Here is a 13,792-nt window from a genome sequence, read left to right on the forward strand (position 1 = left end):
TTAGCGGGCACGGCCGGATCATCCGGCCGCCATGTCCCCTCGCCCCCTCCTGCTCGCGCTGTTGCTGCTGCCCAGCCTGTGGCCCGGGCTGGCCGCCGCGCGCACCGTCTACCGCTGCGTGCAGGGCAACACCGTCAGCCTGGCCACCGCGCCGGAGCCGGGATCGCGGTGCACGCCGAAGGAGATCGACGACAACACCGTCCAGACCCCGAACCTGTGGGGCAACATGGGCGTGTTCAGCGGCGTGCTGTACGAGCGCGAACAGGACGGGGCGCTGGTCTACTCCACGCGCAACCTGCCCGGCTCGCGGGTGTTCCTGAAGTTCACCGTGGCCACGCCGCCAGGCGAGCCGGCGCACGAGGGCCTGGGCAAGGTCGGCACGCCGCAGCTGGCGCAGCACGCCCGGCAGTTCAAGGCCGCGTCCAGGGCCACCGGCGTCGATGATGCCTGGCTGCGTGCCATCGCCCACGCCGAAAGCAATTTCGACGCGCTGGCGGTATCCAGCAAGGGCGCACAGGGCGTGATGCAGCTGATGCCCGAAACCGCGCAGGAATACGGGGTGAGCGATCCGTTCTCGCCGCAGCAGTCGATCGAGGGTGGCGCGCGCTACATGCGCGCGCTGCTGCGCCGCTACAACGGCGACCGCCCGTTGGCGGCGGCTGCCTACAACGCGGGCATCGGTGCGGTCACCCGCTACAAGGGCGTGCCGCCCTACGCCGAAACCCTGGCCTACGTGGACAAGGTGATGGCGCTGTACGCACGCTACCGCGAAGCGATGGGCATCCGCACCGAAGTGCCGGCGCGCTAGCGGACGGTGCTGCCTGCACGTGGCGTTGTAGAGCCGAGCCGATGCTCGGCTGCGCCAATTGCAGCCCCGCAAAGGCTCGGCTCTAAACAAAAAACCGCTCAGCGCGAGGGGGGGGGGCTGACCCGGTCGTAGCGCGCGATTCGGCCGACGCGTGCCACCTCGGCCTGCACGTCGGCACGCTGCTTGAGTGCACGCCACGCGGCATCGATGCGCACATCGCCCGGCAATGACGGATAGGTGCGCATGTCCTGCAGGCTGGCCAGGGTTTCCCCGCGTTCGATGGGCGAGCGCAGCTGTTCGATCAGCACGGCGGCGGCACCGTCCAGGTTGCCTTCCTCCAGCAGCATTTCGCGATGGAACAGGCGGGCATCCTCGCGCTGGGCCAGGATCACCGCGCGTGCTGCGTCGCGCGCCTCGGCATCACCGCGCTCGCGGGCGGCGGCGAACTGCAGCAGCGCCTGCGCGGCCTTGCCGTAGCCGGCGAGGCCCGGCATGTCATTCACTGCCTGCGCAGCGTCCTGCATGCGCCCCAGCGAACTGAAGACGAAGCCGACATTCATCTGGTGCTCGACACCATCCGGGCCGAGTGCGCCGATGCGTTGGGCCTGTTGCGCCGTGGCCAGTGCCTCATCGGTGCGGCCCAGCCGGCGCAGTGCGGTGAGCCGGCTGTTGAGCAGCCAGGCCACCCATTCCGCTTCGGCGGCGGCAGGTGATTCGCCGTTGCTCGCGGCACCGGCCATGCCCTCGGTCAACGACAGCACTTCCTCGTTGCGGTCCAGCATGAGCAGGGTGGTGCTGAACTCGGCCATGCGCGCGTCCAGTGCACGGTCGAGCAGGCCGGAAACACGCAGTTCATCGAGGTGGCGCTGCGCCGCCTGCACCGGATCGAAGCGCGCATCGCCGCGATCGACATAACGGTCGAAGCGCTTGTCGCTGCGCAGGCGGATGATCTCGGCCGGGCTGTCGATGCGCGCCAGCGTGGCTGGAATGCCGTCGCCACGGCCATTGTCGGCCTGCAGCGTGGCCAGCGTCAGCCACAGCCCGGTGGGCTCCAGGCCGCCACTTTTCCAGCCGTTGTCAAACAGCGCCTGCAGCAGGTCCATGCGCTTCATCGGCTGGTCACGCAGGCGGTACTGCAGGTAGTTGATGGCATGGTGATCAACCGGCAGCGGCGCGTCGGCATGCTGCAGTGCCTTCACCAGGAAGGTGGTGGCTGCGGCCGGCTGGTTGTCCGACAGTTCCACCGACACCTGGGTAAGCAGGATCTGTGCATCCTCCGGCAGGGCCTCCTGCGCCCGCTGCAGGTAGCGGCGGGCCAGGGCCGGCTTCTTCTGCATCAGTGCGGTCCAGCCAGCGACCTGCGAGGCGCGGCCACGATGCTCGGCATCGAAGTCGTCCAGCAGGGGATCCTCCATCAGCCGTTCCATGCTGATCAGCGCGCCCAGCGTGTTGCCACTGCGTGACTGCTGGATGGCCTCATCCCAGCGCGTGGCATAGGCCTGATGCATCGCATCGGCGGTGATTGACGGCTTCTGCGGCGCCACCGTGATCGAAGCAGTGGCGGATGTGCTGGCCAATGCGGCCAGCAGCAGGGCGGTGAGCGGGAGAACGCGGGGCATGGAGAATCTCCATCCGTGGGAACCGCATTGAACCTGCTGCAGCCAGCGAGGACAAGCACGACGGAGCGAATTCTGGCGTTCAGCCGCACAATCGGCCGTGGCGGATCGCACGCGCAGCGTCTATTGTCGGTGCCTCTTCAGACAGCAGGCAGGCAGCGCAGCACGATGGCACGGTGGCAATGGATGGCGGCAGGCGTAGCGTTGGCGACGGTAGTGGCATTGGCTGCGACCTGGTGGGAGACACCGCTGCATACGCTGGCTGAACCGGCGGGTCCGGCTCCGACGCCGTTGGCGTGGACCGCGCAGATCGAACCGCTGGCCGGCGATGGCCATCCGGGTGACCGTGATGGCGCGTCCGCGCAGGCACGCTTCGCCGATCCGTACGCGTTGCTGCGCAGTGCCGATGGCAGCGTCTATTTCACCGATGCCGGCGACAACAACCGGATCCGTCGCCGCCTTCCCGATGGCCGCGTTGAAACGGTGGCCGGGCAGGGCGAGGGACGTGTCGATGGCCCTGCACTGCAGGCCAGTTTCAACACGCCTTCGGGCATTGCCGCCGACGCGCAGGGCAACCTGTATGTGGCCGACACCGGCAACCATGCGATCCGCCGCATCAGCACCGATGGCCAGGTGACCACGCTGGCCGGTGGCGAACAGGGCCACGCCGACGGCCCGGCCGCGCAGGCCCGCTTCGATGCGCCGATGGGCGTTGCAGTGGACCAGCAGGGCCAGGTCTACGTAGCGGACACGTTCAATGACCGCATCCGGGTGATCGGTACCGATGGCAGCGTGCGTACCCTGGCCGGTGGTGATCGGCCGGGCCTTGCCGATGGCGTGGGCGCCGCTGCGCGCTTCGATACGCCGGTGGCGCTGGCCTTCGACGCGCAGGGCGCGTTGCTGGTGGCCGACCTGTTCAACAACGCCGTGCGCCGGGTGGGTGCCGATGGTACGGTCAGCACCGTGGTCGCCGCCGGTGGCGTGATCAATGGGCCGCTGTCGTTGGCCACCACCCATGACGGCGTGCTGTACGTGGGTGATCTCGATGGCCGCATCGTGCAGGTGACGCCGCAGGGCCATCAGATCGCGCTGGTCGGCAATGGCCGCCTGCCGCGGCTGGCCCGCCCCAGCGGATTGGCGCTGGATGCCGATGGCAGCGTGCTGGTGGCCGACGCCGCCAGCTACCGCCTGCATCGCCTGCGCCCGCTGCCGGTGGGCGACCTGCCGGCACCGGCACTGGTCGGCCCGGCTGCCGATGCCGCGCTGCCGAAGACCGGGGGCCGTTGGCCGCTGGCACCGCAGGACGGCTGGCACGAAGTGGTCGGCACCCTGGGCGAGGTGCGCGGCAACTTCACCGGTGAGAGCCGCCACCACCTGCATGGCGGCTTCGACGTGCGCGGTGATGTGGGCCAGACCGTGCTGGCGATCGCCGAAGGCAAGATCAGCAGCCCGGTGGCCGCCTGGAGCCTGGGTGAGCAGGCCGAGGGCCTGGTCGTGGATCGCCTCAAGTACATCCACATGCGGGTCGGCCGCACCCCGCGCGACGAACCCTACGATACGCGCTGGCAGGCGCTGTATGACGAGCAGGGCAGGCTGGAGCGGATGCGCGTGCGCCGCGGCATGCGCATCCACGTCGGTGACCGCCTGGGCAGCATCAACAACCAGGCGCACGTGCACCTGGCCGTGGGTACCGGTGGTTTCGAGACCAACGCGGTGGCGCTGGGTTTCCAGGGCTACGCCGACCACTTCGCGCCGCGCATCACCGATGTGGCCCTGCTGGACGACAACGACCAGCCGATGGCGGCGGGCGGCGATGGCGTGGTGATGGTGGCGCGCCATGGCCGCGGCGTGCAGATCGTGGTCGAGGCCTGGGACCAGGTCGACAACAACCTGCCGCGCCGCCGCCTGGGCATGTACCAGGTCGGTTACCAGATCCTCGACGCCGATGGCCGAGCGCTGCAGGGCTATGAACAGCCACGCTGGAACATCGTGTTCAACCGCATGCCGCCGCAGAAGGAAGCGGTGCGGGTGGCCTACGCCCCCGACAGTGGTATCACCGTGCACGGCAGCGCGGTGACCCGGTTCCGCTACCTGGCCACCAACACCGTGCGCGACGGCCTGATGGAAACCGGGCGCTGGCAGCCGGCGGCGCTGCCGCCGGGCGAGTACATCGTGCGCGCCAGCGTGCGCGACTACAGCGGCAACGAAGGCGTCGGCCCGCGCGAGATCAGGGTACGGCTGCTGCCATAGCCGCAGCCGGGGCGCCGCAGCGTTCGCGCTCGGCGTCCATGTCTTCCAGCGGCCGCACTTCAATGCTGCCGAAGCGCGCCCACGGGAAGTCGCGGGCGATGCGCATGGCTTCGTCGCGGTCGCGGGCGACGATCAGGTTGAAGCCGGCCAGCAGTTCGCGGGTTTCGGCGAACGGGCCATCGAGAACACGGCTGTTGCCATCACGCACGCGCAGGGTCTGTGCAGTGTCGACCGGCTGCAGTTTCTGCGCGGCCAGCAGCGTGCCTTGGGCCTGCAGCTTGTCGGCGTGGGCCAGGCAGTCGCGCATCAGCGCGTTGAATTCTTCGATGGGCAGGGCCTGCAGCAGGGCAGGCTCGATATAGATCAGAAGCAGGTACTGCTGCATGGGACGGTCCTGGCGGGGGCGGGGTGTCCATGATGGCGCAGGTTTGCCCGCCGGCATGCTGCAGCGCGAAAAGCCGCCTGCGGCGGGGACGGCGAACGGCGGAGCCCCTCCGTGGTGGGTTTGGGTGGGTCGCTGAAAGCGGGTTTCCTGAGGGTGGGCCAGGCGGGTGGGATTGGCGGGGACGCCGTGAATCCGTCCCTGGAGGCTTAGCCGCGCCATCCATGGCGCGGATACCCCGCCAACCCCACCCGCCCGGCCCCAGACAGATTCCGGCGGCCGATCCACCACGGGAAATCAACAATCAAGAGCAAAAGCGGGTCGCTTCGCTCGCAAAGCAGAGGCCGCCAGCCAACCGCCTTTGCTTTTGCTGTTGCTGTCGCTGTTGCTGTTGCCTTTTCTCTTGATCTTCCCGTGGTGGGTACCGGAGGCAGGAAACTGTCCAGGGCCGGGTGGGTAGGCGGGGCGGGGGTGTCCGCGGCATGGATGCCGCGGCCAAGCCCCCATGGATGGGTTTACGGCGTCCCCCGACCCGCCTACCCACCCGGCCAAACCCATGAACCCGCGCTTTCAGCGACCAACCCAACCCACCACGGAGGGGCTCCGCCGTTCGCCGACCTCCGCCGAAGGCGCGCTTTCCACGGAAGAAATAATTTTCAGAGGACGTGTCGATTCCCAGCCCCCTGGTTCGTTGTACCCAATGAAGGGCACGCACCACGCGTCCCCACGGGAGACCGCAATGAAAGTGATGGTGATCGTGAAGGCCAACGCCGACTCCGAAGCCGGCCGCATGCCCAGCGAACAGGAATTGTCCGAAATGGGCGCCTTCAACGAACAACTGGTGGCCGCCGGCATCATGCTGGCCGGTGAAGGCCTGCACGCCACCCAGCGCGGCCGTCGCATTCACTTCGGCGGCGGGGCACCCCAGGTCGAGGCCGGTCCGTTCGGTCCTGCCAGTGAACAGATCGCCGGCTTCTGGCTGTGGGAGGTGCGGTCGCTGGACGAAGCGGTTGAATGGGCCAGCCGCGCGCCGTTCGGCAGTGGCGGCACGCTCGAACTGCGTCCCCTGATCTCCGCTGAAGACTTCGGTGAAGCCTTCACCCCCGAATTACAGCAGCAGGAACAGCGTCTGCGTGCACAGCTGGAAGGTTGACCCGATTCATCTCCACGCCGGGCACGACCCGGCGCTACCGCCCTGAACCACATCACGGAGTATTGCCATGAGACTGATTCCCTTCCTCGGCTTCAGCGGCCAGGCCCACGAGGCGATGGCGTTCTACGCCAAGGCACTCGGTGGCCAGGTCACTTCGGAAATGAAATACCGCGACATGCCGCCCTCCGATGGCTCGCCGGGATGCAACGAGATGCCGCCGGAAACCCTGGACCACGTTGCGCACAGCCAGCTGGAGATCGGCAACGCCATCGTGATGGCGGCCGACGGCCCCGGCGGCGGCGAGGGTGGCTCGACCACCATCAATGTTGATGTCGACAGCATCGAAGAAGCCGAACGCGTGTTTGCCGCGCTGGCCGAGGGGGGCCAGGTGCAGATGCCGATCGCCGAAACGTTCTGGGCGCACCGCTGGGGCATGCTGATCGACCGCTATGGCAAGCCGTGGATGGTCAACTGCATGAAGCAGCCCTGATTCCTCTCTTTCTTTCATCCCCAAGGAGCTTCACCGATGAGTGCACCGCAACCGCAGATGATCTTCGTCAACCTGCCCGTGCAGGATCTGAACGCGTCCAAGACCTTTTTCGCAGCGCTGGGCTACAGCTTCAACCCGACCTTCACCAATGACGATGCCGCCTGCATGGTGATCAGCGAGAGCATCTTCGTGATGCTGCTGACCCAGCCGTTCTTCAAGCAGTTCACCACCAAGCCGATCGCCGACGCACGCAGCCAGTCCGAGGTGATCACCTGCCTGTCGGCGGACAGCCGCAAGGCGGTGGACGTGATGGTGGACAAGGCTCTGGCGGCCGGCGCCAGTGAACCGCAGCCCGCGCGCGACTACGGTTTCATGTACCAGCGTGGCTTCCAGGACCTGGATGGCCATCTCTGGGAAATCGCACACATGGACGGCGAGCCGGGCTGACGGCCGCCGCAGGGAGAACCCGCATGGCTTACGTGGACGCTTACGTGCTGCCGTGCCCGCAGGACAAGGTGGCGGCCTACCGCCGCCTTGCCCGCAAGGCCGGCGCGGTGTGGAAGGACCATGGCGCGCTGCAGTACATGGAATGCGTGGCCGACGATGTGGCGCCGGGCAAGAGCACCTCGTTCCCGCGCGCGGTCAAGGCGAAACCGGGCGAGACGGTGATCGTCGCCTTCGTGGTGTTCCGCTCGCGCGCGGCACGCGACCGCATCAACGCAAAGGTGATGGCCGACCCGCGGCTGGCGTCGCTGGGCCCGAAGGACATGCCGTTCGATACCCGGCGCATGTTCTGGGGTGGCTTCAAGCCGATTGTTGAAGCGTGAGCTGCGGCGCTTGTGCGGGCCGGGCGTGCGTGCTGTGATCGGCGCATGCTCGAGCCCGCACTGACGCAGCGTCTGGAAACCCTCTGGCGGATGGAGTCGCCAGTGCTGATTGCGCGCCTGGCGCGGCTGCTCGGTGGCGATGTCGGCCGTGCCGAGGAGCTGGCCCAGGACACCTGGCTGGCCGCGCTGGAGCGTTGGCCGGAGCAGGGTATCCCGGACAACCCCGGAGCCTGGCTGATGACCACCGCGCGCAACCGTGCCATCGATGTGCTGCGCCAGCACCAGCGGGTGGCGCAGCAGCATGCGCAGTGGGGCGAGGAACTGCATCCGGCGGCACTGCCGGCGCCGGATGACAGCCAGGCACTGGAGGACGACCTGGGCGATGACCTGCTGCGGCTGATGTTCGTGGCCTGCCATCCCGTGCTGCCGGCCGATGCGCGGGTGGCACTGACCCTGCGCCTGCTCGGTGGCCTGACCACCGTCGAGATCGCGCGTGCGTTCCTGCAGCCGGAGCCGACCATCGCCCAGCGCATCGTGCGCGCCAAGCGCACGCTGGCGCAGAAGCAGGTGCCCTATGAAGTGCCACGCGCCGACGCGATGCCGGAGCGCCTGGCCTCGGTGCTGGAAGCGATCTATCTGGTGTTCAACGAAGGCTACGCCGCCAGCGCCGGTGATGACTGGATGCGCCCGGCGCTGTGCGAGGAAGCGCTGCGGCTGGCCCGCATCCTGGCGCATCGGTTGCCGGTGCCGCCGGTACTGGGCCTGCTGGCGCTGATGGAACTGCAGGCCTCGCGCGCAGCGGCACGGGTGGACGCGCAGGGCGCGCCGGTGCTGCTGGACCAGCAGAACCGCGCGCGCTGGGACTGGCTGCAGATCGACCGCGGGCAGCAGGTGCTGGCGCGCGCGTTGGCCATCGGTGGCGACCAGGATCCCTATGTGCTGCAGGCGCGCATCGCGGCCTGCCATGCGGCTGCGCGGCGCGCCGACGCGACCGACTGGCCGCGTATCGCCGCGCTCTATGCACAGCTGCTGCAGGTGCAACCTTCGCCGGTGGTGGCATTGAACCGGGTGGTGGCGATCCTGCGCAGCGAAGGCCCGTTCGCCGCGTGGGCGCAGCTGCAGCCCCTGCTGGTCGACGCGCGCCTGCGCGACTATGCGCCGCTGCAGGTGGTGCGCGGCGAGCTGCTGCAGGCACTGGGGCGTGAGCAGGACGCACGTGACGCTTTTGGCCAGGCCGCTCGGCTCAGCCAGAACCAGGCCGAGCGCGGACTGCTGCGGCAACGGGCGGGCCTGCCCCCCACGGACTGAGCCGACAAAGGCAGCACTTGTCGCCGGCCGCCTGAGCGGCTATGTTTCGCGCCCAGCGGACGCATCAGCGTCCGCGATCCGTGCGTATTGACCGAGGAGCGGTTGGATGTATTCAAGGACGAAGAGCGCATCGCGCGCTTTTGCGCGCCTGCTTGCCTGTGCCCTGTGCGTGGCCGTATGGCCGATGGCCGTGCAGGCTGCGGACAAATCACAGCAGGCCTATTGGGCCGGTTTTGCCTATACCGCTGACGCCGCCGCCGTGCAGGCGACCACCCCGCATGCGCACGCGGTGCTGGAACGGCGTGGGCTGGTCCCGCTGAACCAGACGCTGGCACAGTCGCTCAAGCGCCACGCACCGGCCCACCTGGAGCTGATCGACCAGCCGGTGGCGATGCTCGACGGCACCACCAGTGCCACCGTGCTGGCCGCTGCGCTGGATCGCGAGCTGGTCTCGGTCGAACCGATCGGCGACCAGTACAAGGTGCTGGTGGAAGTGGCGCTGCAGGCGTTGTTCTTCGACTTCCGCGAGCGCCAGGTGATCGCCTCCTATCCGCTCACCCTGCAGCGCATCGACGTGCAGGACTACCGTCCGGACAACGACGATATCGACGCGATCGTCGCCGATCTGCTGTATGGCGGTGCCGATACCAGCCTGTCGCAGGTACTGGCGGCCAGCCTGGCGCAGGCCCGGTTGCCCGATGCCGCCGTGCGTCGCCTGCAGGTGGGCGGGGTGACCCTGTCCGACGCGGCACGCGCCAAGCTGCCCGATGCGAAGTGGGAAGCACCGCTGCGTGCCACGCTTGCGCACGAACTGTCCAAGACGCTGTCGTCCAACACCGGCGTTGGCCTGCTGCCGCCGGCCTCGGGCCAGGCGATCGGCGGTGCGATGGCCGCCCGCTTTGCCGACGGCAAGGTCTACCAGTTGAAGATTCCCGAACCCGACTACGTCATCCAGCTGCAGGTCGATGCACTGAAGAACGGCGTGATCGAGGAAACCCCGGCGATGAAGACGATGCTGTTCGGCGCCTTCTTCACCGCCAAGGTGAGCGAGCCGTTCTCGGGCAAGGTCTATTTCGAACAGCCGCTGCGCAAGGGGGCCACCAAGGTGGTGCCGGTCACGCAGTGGCAGGTCGACCAGTGGTCGGCCAGCTACGAAACCCTGCTGGCCGGCTTCGACGCCTTCGCCGGCGCCGCCGCCAAGCGTGCCGATTCGCGCGCCTGGCTGGACGAACAGAAGCCGGGCGGCCGCCCGTTGCAGCAGCAGACCCAAGCCCTCCAGGAGTTGATCAAGTCATGTCGTTGATGCGTACCATCCTGCTCATCCTCATCGCGCTGGCGGTGGCCTCGCCGGTCGCTGCGCAGACCGCGAGTTCGCGCGGTACCGGCTCGGCCAGCTACGGCCTGCGCCTGAGCGCCGATACCCGTGCCCAGGCCCTGAACAAGGCCAAGGTCAATGCCCTGGAGGCGTACATCGCCGAAACCGGTGCGGCCAAGCTGCGCCTGTTCGAGGCGCGCCGCGCCGAGTTCATCGGCGAGATCGACCGCTACGTGCTCAGCGCCGTGCAGCTGTCGGACACCGAAGACAAGAAGGCCAAGACCTACAGCGTCACCGTCCGCGCCGAGATCAACACCACCCTGCTGCAGACCAAGCTGGATGCGGGTTCGGCCGTGGCCGGCGCCACCGCTGCGCAGCGCTCGCTGCTGACCTTCCTGTTCATGGCGCGCTCGCAGGACACCGTGCAGTCGTTCCAGGACAAGGAATACCGCCGCGTCGACGCCAGCAGCAGCTACAGCGAGAACACCCGTGAAGGCGACAGCTTCCGCGGCAACTCGGTCAGCACCAACGGCAGCATCAACCAGAACGGTTCGGTGTCGGTCACCAGCGGCGGCAGCACCACCGCGCGCGCCGACAACATCACCTGGAAGGTGGCCAACGCCGCCGAAGTCAACACCGCGATGACCGGTGCCTTCAGCGCCGCCGGCTACGAGGTGGTTGAAGCCGAGTACGTGGAAGGCGAGTCGCGCGGCCTGCTCAGCATCGAGCGCATCCGCAAGGACTTCAGCACCGGCAACGACCTGGCCCCGGCCACCCTGCGCGACACCGCCAATGGCATCCGTGCGGCCAACATCCCGTACATCGCCGTCGGCACCCTCGACGTCGGCATGCGTGACCGCGATCCGGCCAGCGGCAACACCCGCGTGTTCGTCACTGTCACCGGCAAGGTGCTGGACGTGACCGGTCGTTTCCCGCGCACCGTGTCGTCGGTCGGCCCGGTGCAGTTCTCCGGCACCGGCCCGAATGAAACCGTGGCCCGTACCAATGCCCTGCAGCTGGCTGCCGAAAAGGCCGCCCAGCAGATGATCAACGAACTGAACGTCAAGGCGGTCCGCTGATCCGCCGCCCCGTTGGGTGCCGAGCTCGCTCGGCATCGCCCCTGGGTTACCGATTCCCCACGTGCCGCACGCGGCCGTTTCTTCCAAAGGACTCTCACATGATCCGCAATACCGCTCTTGCCCTGGCCATCGCGGCCGCCACCCTGTCGATGCCGGCCCATGCCGGCCTGGGCAAGCTGAAGGACCTGGCCGGTGGCTCCACCGGCTCCTCCAGCAGCACCTCCAGCGCCGCTGCCCCGGACGAAGCCGCGCAGGAAGCGCTGGTGCGTCGTTTCGTCAGCTCGCAGTCGCACTCGCTGCAGGCCCAGACCTCGTTCGCCCGTGCCTTCGGCCTGGCCGAGCAGGTGCAGCTGCTGGAAGCCGAGCGCCAGGCGCTGTCGTCGGGTTCGGTCAGCGTCGATGCGATGAAGAAGTCGGTGTCGGTCAGCGAAGCCGCCCAGGCCGCGATCGACGAGCGCCAGGCCGCGCAGCCGGAGCTGAACGCTGAATCCAAGCAGCACTACGCCGAAGGCCTGGTCTCGCTGCTGGCGTCGGCCGCCGAAGCGCAGAAGCTGGGTGGCGAAGCCAGCAACTTCACCGCCGGCATGAAGAACCTGGGCGCCACCCAGATGGCTACCGTCGGCCGCAAGCTGGCCGCTGGTGCATGGGTGGCCAAGGAATCGCCGGGCTTCATCCAGGGCCTGTACGGTTCGACCAAGTCGGCTGTGACCTTCGCCAAGAAGAGCAAGGTCAAGGTGCCGTCCAACGCCGACTCGATGCTGGGCCAGCTGGACAAGATGAACTGATCCGAGGCGAATCCCCATGCGTACGACCTCCCGTTTGATCGGCCTGGGCCTGGCTGCCGCGCTGCTTGCAGCCTGTGGCAAGCAGGACACCCCGGCCGAAGCGCCCGCACCTGCCAAGGACAAGGCAACCAGTGCACTGGCCAGCAATGCGCCAGTGGAAGCAGCGCCCCTGCGTGGCACGCCGGATTTCGGCGGCACCACCCAGGTCGCGCGCGAGGCCGACGGCATCGGCAGCACCCCGGAACTGGCGGTGCTGGCGGCGTTGCAGTCGGCGGTGGCGCAGGTCAACGGCGTACGCGTGGCCAGCCAGATGCAGAGCCTGCGTGCAGGCCTGCATGTGGATGTGGATGACGAACACGTCGGCGATATCCGCGCCGACGCGTTCACCCAGCAGATGATCGCCGGCTCGCAGGGCGCGGTGCTGGGCTATGAAATCCTGTCGCAGGACGAAGTGCGGCAGCTGGATGAAGAAACCATCGCGCGCGTGCGCGCCAGCGACGAAGGCTGGAGCTTCAAGGGTTCGGCCTCTGCCAGCGCGTCCGGCGAGGCCACGGCCAAGGGCGGCGGAGCCTCGGCCAGCGTCAAGGAGAGCTACGACGAGAAGGTCAGCGTCGATGCCAAGCGTGGCGCAAGCTCGTTCGATTCGGATGTGACCCACCGCAGCATGCGCAGCTACTGGAAGGTGCGCGTGCGTGCACAGATTGCCCAGTACCGTGCACCGGACGAGCAGGGCAAGCCGAAGATCGTGGTCGCGCTGCCGCGCACCAAGGCCGGCAGCTATGCCGTGGGCGATGGCCGCGTGAGTGCCGATGAAGTGGCCGACGCGATCCGCGCGCGCCTGTCCGACACGCTGACCCAGACCCAGCGCTTCATCGTGCTGGATCGCGAGTTCGGCGACGAACTGCAGGCCGAGATCGACCATATCAACAGCGGCAACGTACGCCTGCAGGACACCACACGCGTCGGCCAGCAGCTGGCGACCGACCTGATCCTGATCCCGACCATCGAACGCTTCGAGTACCCGCGCAGCGTGCGCAACCTGCGCATGTCCGACCGCCAGGTGACCTCGTACTCCGGTGGCGGCCGCATCACCCTGCGCCTGGTCAACGCCACCACCGGCCAGGTGGTGATGTCCGACAGCTTCGACCACAAGCTGGCCTCGACCGGCCCGAGCACCCTGCCCCGCGTGGTCAACGGCCGCAACATGGCCGCGGCGATGATGGAATCGCTGTCGGGCCAGATCGGTACCACGATCGTCACCACGCTGTTCCCGGTGTCGGTGGTTTCTGTGGACGGTGACCAGGTGGTGTTGAGCCAGGGTGGCGAAACCCTGCAGGCCGGCCAGCGCTGGCAGGCCGTGCGCCTGGGCGAGGAACTGAAGGACCCGCAGACCGGCCGCTCACTGGGCCGCAGTGAACACCCGTGCTGCACCATCCGCATCGACCGCGTGGCCGCACAGACCTCGTACGGCACCATCGAAGACGGCGTCGACGCGATGCGCGGCGGTTTCCGCCCGGGCCAGATCGAACTGCGCCAGAAGCTGGGCAGCAAGCCGGCCGCCGCCGCAGGTGCGACTGCCTCGGCCGCTCCCGCCGCCGCCGCACGCCCGGCGGCCAAGCCGAAGCCCAAGCCCGCTGCCGCCCCGGCCGAAGACCCGAACTGGTAACACCCTGAGGGGGTCAGATTCCTTTTCCGGCGGGAAAAGGATCTGACCCCTTCGTGTTTCCGTGCGTGTCGACCGAGGTCGACACCCACCAACAGCAGTGGGACCCCGCCTAC

13 protein-coding genes are annotated in these 13,792 nt (G+C 68.1%); 11 read left to right on the forward strand and 2 right to left on the reverse strand.

Annotated features, from left to right (window positions below; all coding sequences use genetic code 11):
• Window positions 1-31 precede the first annotated feature (31 nt).
• Complete coding sequence (locus tag AC5JLE_RS10480; protein WP_495233411.1) at window positions 32-808, forward strand: lytic transglycosylase domain-containing protein; 777 nt, start codon at window positions 32-34, stop codon at window positions 806-808.
• Between the two features lie 98 nt (window positions 809-906).
• Here the strand turns inward: AC5JLE_RS10480 and AC5JLE_RS10485 are convergent, their stop codons facing one another.
• Window positions 907-2,427 (reverse strand): hypothetical protein, encoded by a 1,521-nt coding sequence (locus tag AC5JLE_RS10485; RefSeq protein ID WP_496065288.1) that lies wholly within the window; start codon window positions 2,425-2,427, stop codon window positions 907-909.
• A gap of 165 nt (window positions 2,428-2,592) precedes the next feature.
• Between AC5JLE_RS10485 and AC5JLE_RS10490 the strand changes: the two genes are divergently transcribed.
• Complete coding sequence (locus AC5JLE_RS10490; RefSeq protein WP_197561891.1) at window positions 2,593-4,674, forward strand: SMP-30/gluconolactonase/LRE family protein; 2,082 nt, start codon at window positions 2,593-2,595, stop codon at window positions 4,672-4,674.
• Here AC5JLE_RS10490 and AC5JLE_RS10495 read toward each other — a convergent pair.
• Window positions 4,652-5,059 carry a YciI family protein gene (locus tag AC5JLE_RS10495; protein ID WP_164111008.1) on the reverse strand — a complete coding sequence of 136 codons (408 nt, stop codon included), beginning with the start codon at window positions 5,057-5,059 and terminating at the stop codon, window positions 4,652-4,654. The two genes, AC5JLE_RS10490 and AC5JLE_RS10495, sit on opposite strands and share 23 nt — an antisense overlap.
• Before the next feature lie 736 nt (window positions 5,060-5,795).
• On the opposite strand from AC5JLE_RS10495, the gene AC5JLE_RS10500 reads away from it, so the two are divergent.
• From AC5JLE_RS10500 to AC5JLE_RS10540, 9 genes are all read left to right on the forward strand, one after another.
• On the forward strand, window positions 5,796-6,209 hold the full coding sequence (locus AC5JLE_RS10500) for a YciI family protein (RefSeq protein WP_014645771.1): 414 nt from the start codon (window positions 5,796-5,798) through the stop codon (window positions 6,207-6,209).
• Between the two features lie 67 nt (window positions 6,210-6,276).
• The gene (locus AC5JLE_RS10505; protein ID WP_032959273.1) at window positions 6,277-6,699 is read left to right on the forward strand and encodes a VOC family protein; all 423 of its coding nucleotides are present in this window, start codon (window positions 6,277-6,279) and stop codon (window positions 6,697-6,699) included.
• A gap of 36 nt (window positions 6,700-6,735) precedes the next feature.
• A complete protein-coding gene (locus tag AC5JLE_RS10510) occupies window positions 6,736-7,146 on the forward strand; it encodes a VOC family protein (RefSeq protein WP_164110279.1) in 411 nt (136 codons plus the stop codon).
• 23 nt (window positions 7,147-7,169) lie between these two features.
• Window positions 7,170-7,526, forward strand: coding sequence for a DUF1428 domain-containing protein (locus AC5JLE_RS10515; protein ID WP_032959272.1), 357 nt, complete (start codon window positions 7,170-7,172; stop codon window positions 7,524-7,526).
• 45 nt (window positions 7,527-7,571) lie between these two features.
• Window positions 7,572-8,834 (forward strand): RNA polymerase sigma factor, encoded by a 1,263-nt coding sequence (locus AC5JLE_RS10520; protein ID WP_032959269.1) that lies wholly within the window; start codon window positions 7,572-7,574, stop codon window positions 8,832-8,834.
• A 106-nt stretch (window positions 8,835-8,940) separates the two neighbouring features.
• Window positions 8,941-10,137: a hypothetical protein gene (locus AC5JLE_RS10525; protein WP_164110281.1), complete on the forward strand. Its 1,197-nt coding sequence runs from the start codon at window positions 8,941-8,943 to the stop codon at window positions 10,135-10,137.
• The gene (locus AC5JLE_RS10530) at window positions 10,128-11,228 is read left to right on the forward strand and encodes a hypothetical protein (RefSeq protein ID WP_014645777.1); all 1,101 of its coding nucleotides are present in this window, start codon (window positions 10,128-10,130) and stop codon (window positions 11,226-11,228) included. Before AC5JLE_RS10525 ends, AC5JLE_RS10530 begins: the two co-directional genes overlap by 10 nt.
• Window positions 11,229-11,326: 98 nt before the next feature.
• A complete protein-coding gene (locus AC5JLE_RS10535) occupies window positions 11,327-12,013 on the forward strand; it encodes a hypothetical protein (RefSeq protein WP_014645778.1) in 687 nt (228 codons plus the stop codon).
• A gap of 16 nt (window positions 12,014-12,029) precedes the next feature.
• The gene (locus AC5JLE_RS10540) at window positions 12,030-13,679 is read left to right on the forward strand and encodes a CsgG/HfaB family protein (RefSeq protein WP_496065289.1); all 1,650 of its coding nucleotides are present in this window, start codon (window positions 12,030-12,032) and stop codon (window positions 13,677-13,679) included.
• Window positions 13,680-13,792: the final 113 nt, after the last annotated feature.

The sequence above is a fragment of the Stenotrophomonas sp. genome (assembly GCF_059505245.1).

Coding starts and splice junctions, on each gene's coding strand:
- AC5JLE_RS10480 (WP_495233411.1), top strand. CDS start 32: ATGTCCCCTCGCCCCCTCCTGCTCGCGCTGTTGCTGCTGCCCAGCCTG.
- AC5JLE_RS10485 (WP_496065288.1), bottom strand. CDS start 2,427: ATGCCCCGCGTTCTCCCGCTCACCGCCCTGCTGCTGGCCGCATTGGCC.
- AC5JLE_RS10490 (WP_197561891.1), top strand. CDS start 2,593: ATGGCACGGTGGCAATGGATGGCGGCAGGCGTAGCGTTGGCGACGGTA.
- AC5JLE_RS10495 (WP_164111008.1), bottom strand. CDS start 5,059: ATGCAGCAGTACCTGCTTCTGATCTATATCGAGCCTGCCCTGCTGCAG.
- AC5JLE_RS10500 (WP_014645771.1), top strand. CDS start 5,796: ATGAAAGTGATGGTGATCGTGAAGGCCAACGCCGACTCCGAAGCCGGC.
- AC5JLE_RS10505 (WP_032959273.1), top strand. CDS start 6,277: ATGAGACTGATTCCCTTCCTCGGCTTCAGCGGCCAGGCCCACGAGGCG.
- AC5JLE_RS10510 (WP_164110279.1), top strand. CDS start 6,736: ATGAGTGCACCGCAACCGCAGATGATCTTCGTCAACCTGCCCGTGCAG.
- AC5JLE_RS10515 (WP_032959272.1), top strand. CDS start 7,170: ATGGCTTACGTGGACGCTTACGTGCTGCCGTGCCCGCAGGACAAGGTG.
- AC5JLE_RS10520 (WP_032959269.1), top strand. CDS start 7,572: ATGCTCGAGCCCGCACTGACGCAGCGTCTGGAAACCCTCTGGCGGATG.
- AC5JLE_RS10525 (WP_164110281.1), top strand. CDS start 8,941: ATGTATTCAAGGACGAAGAGCGCATCGCGCGCTTTTGCGCGCCTGCTT.
- AC5JLE_RS10530 (WP_014645777.1), top strand. CDS start 10,128: ATGTCGTTGATGCGTACCATCCTGCTCATCCTCATCGCGCTGGCGGTG.
- AC5JLE_RS10535 (WP_014645778.1), top strand. CDS start 11,327: ATGATCCGCAATACCGCTCTTGCCCTGGCCATCGCGGCCGCCACCCTG.
- AC5JLE_RS10540 (WP_496065289.1), top strand. CDS start 12,030: ATGCGTACGACCTCCCGTTTGATCGGCCTGGGCCTGGCTGCCGCGCTG.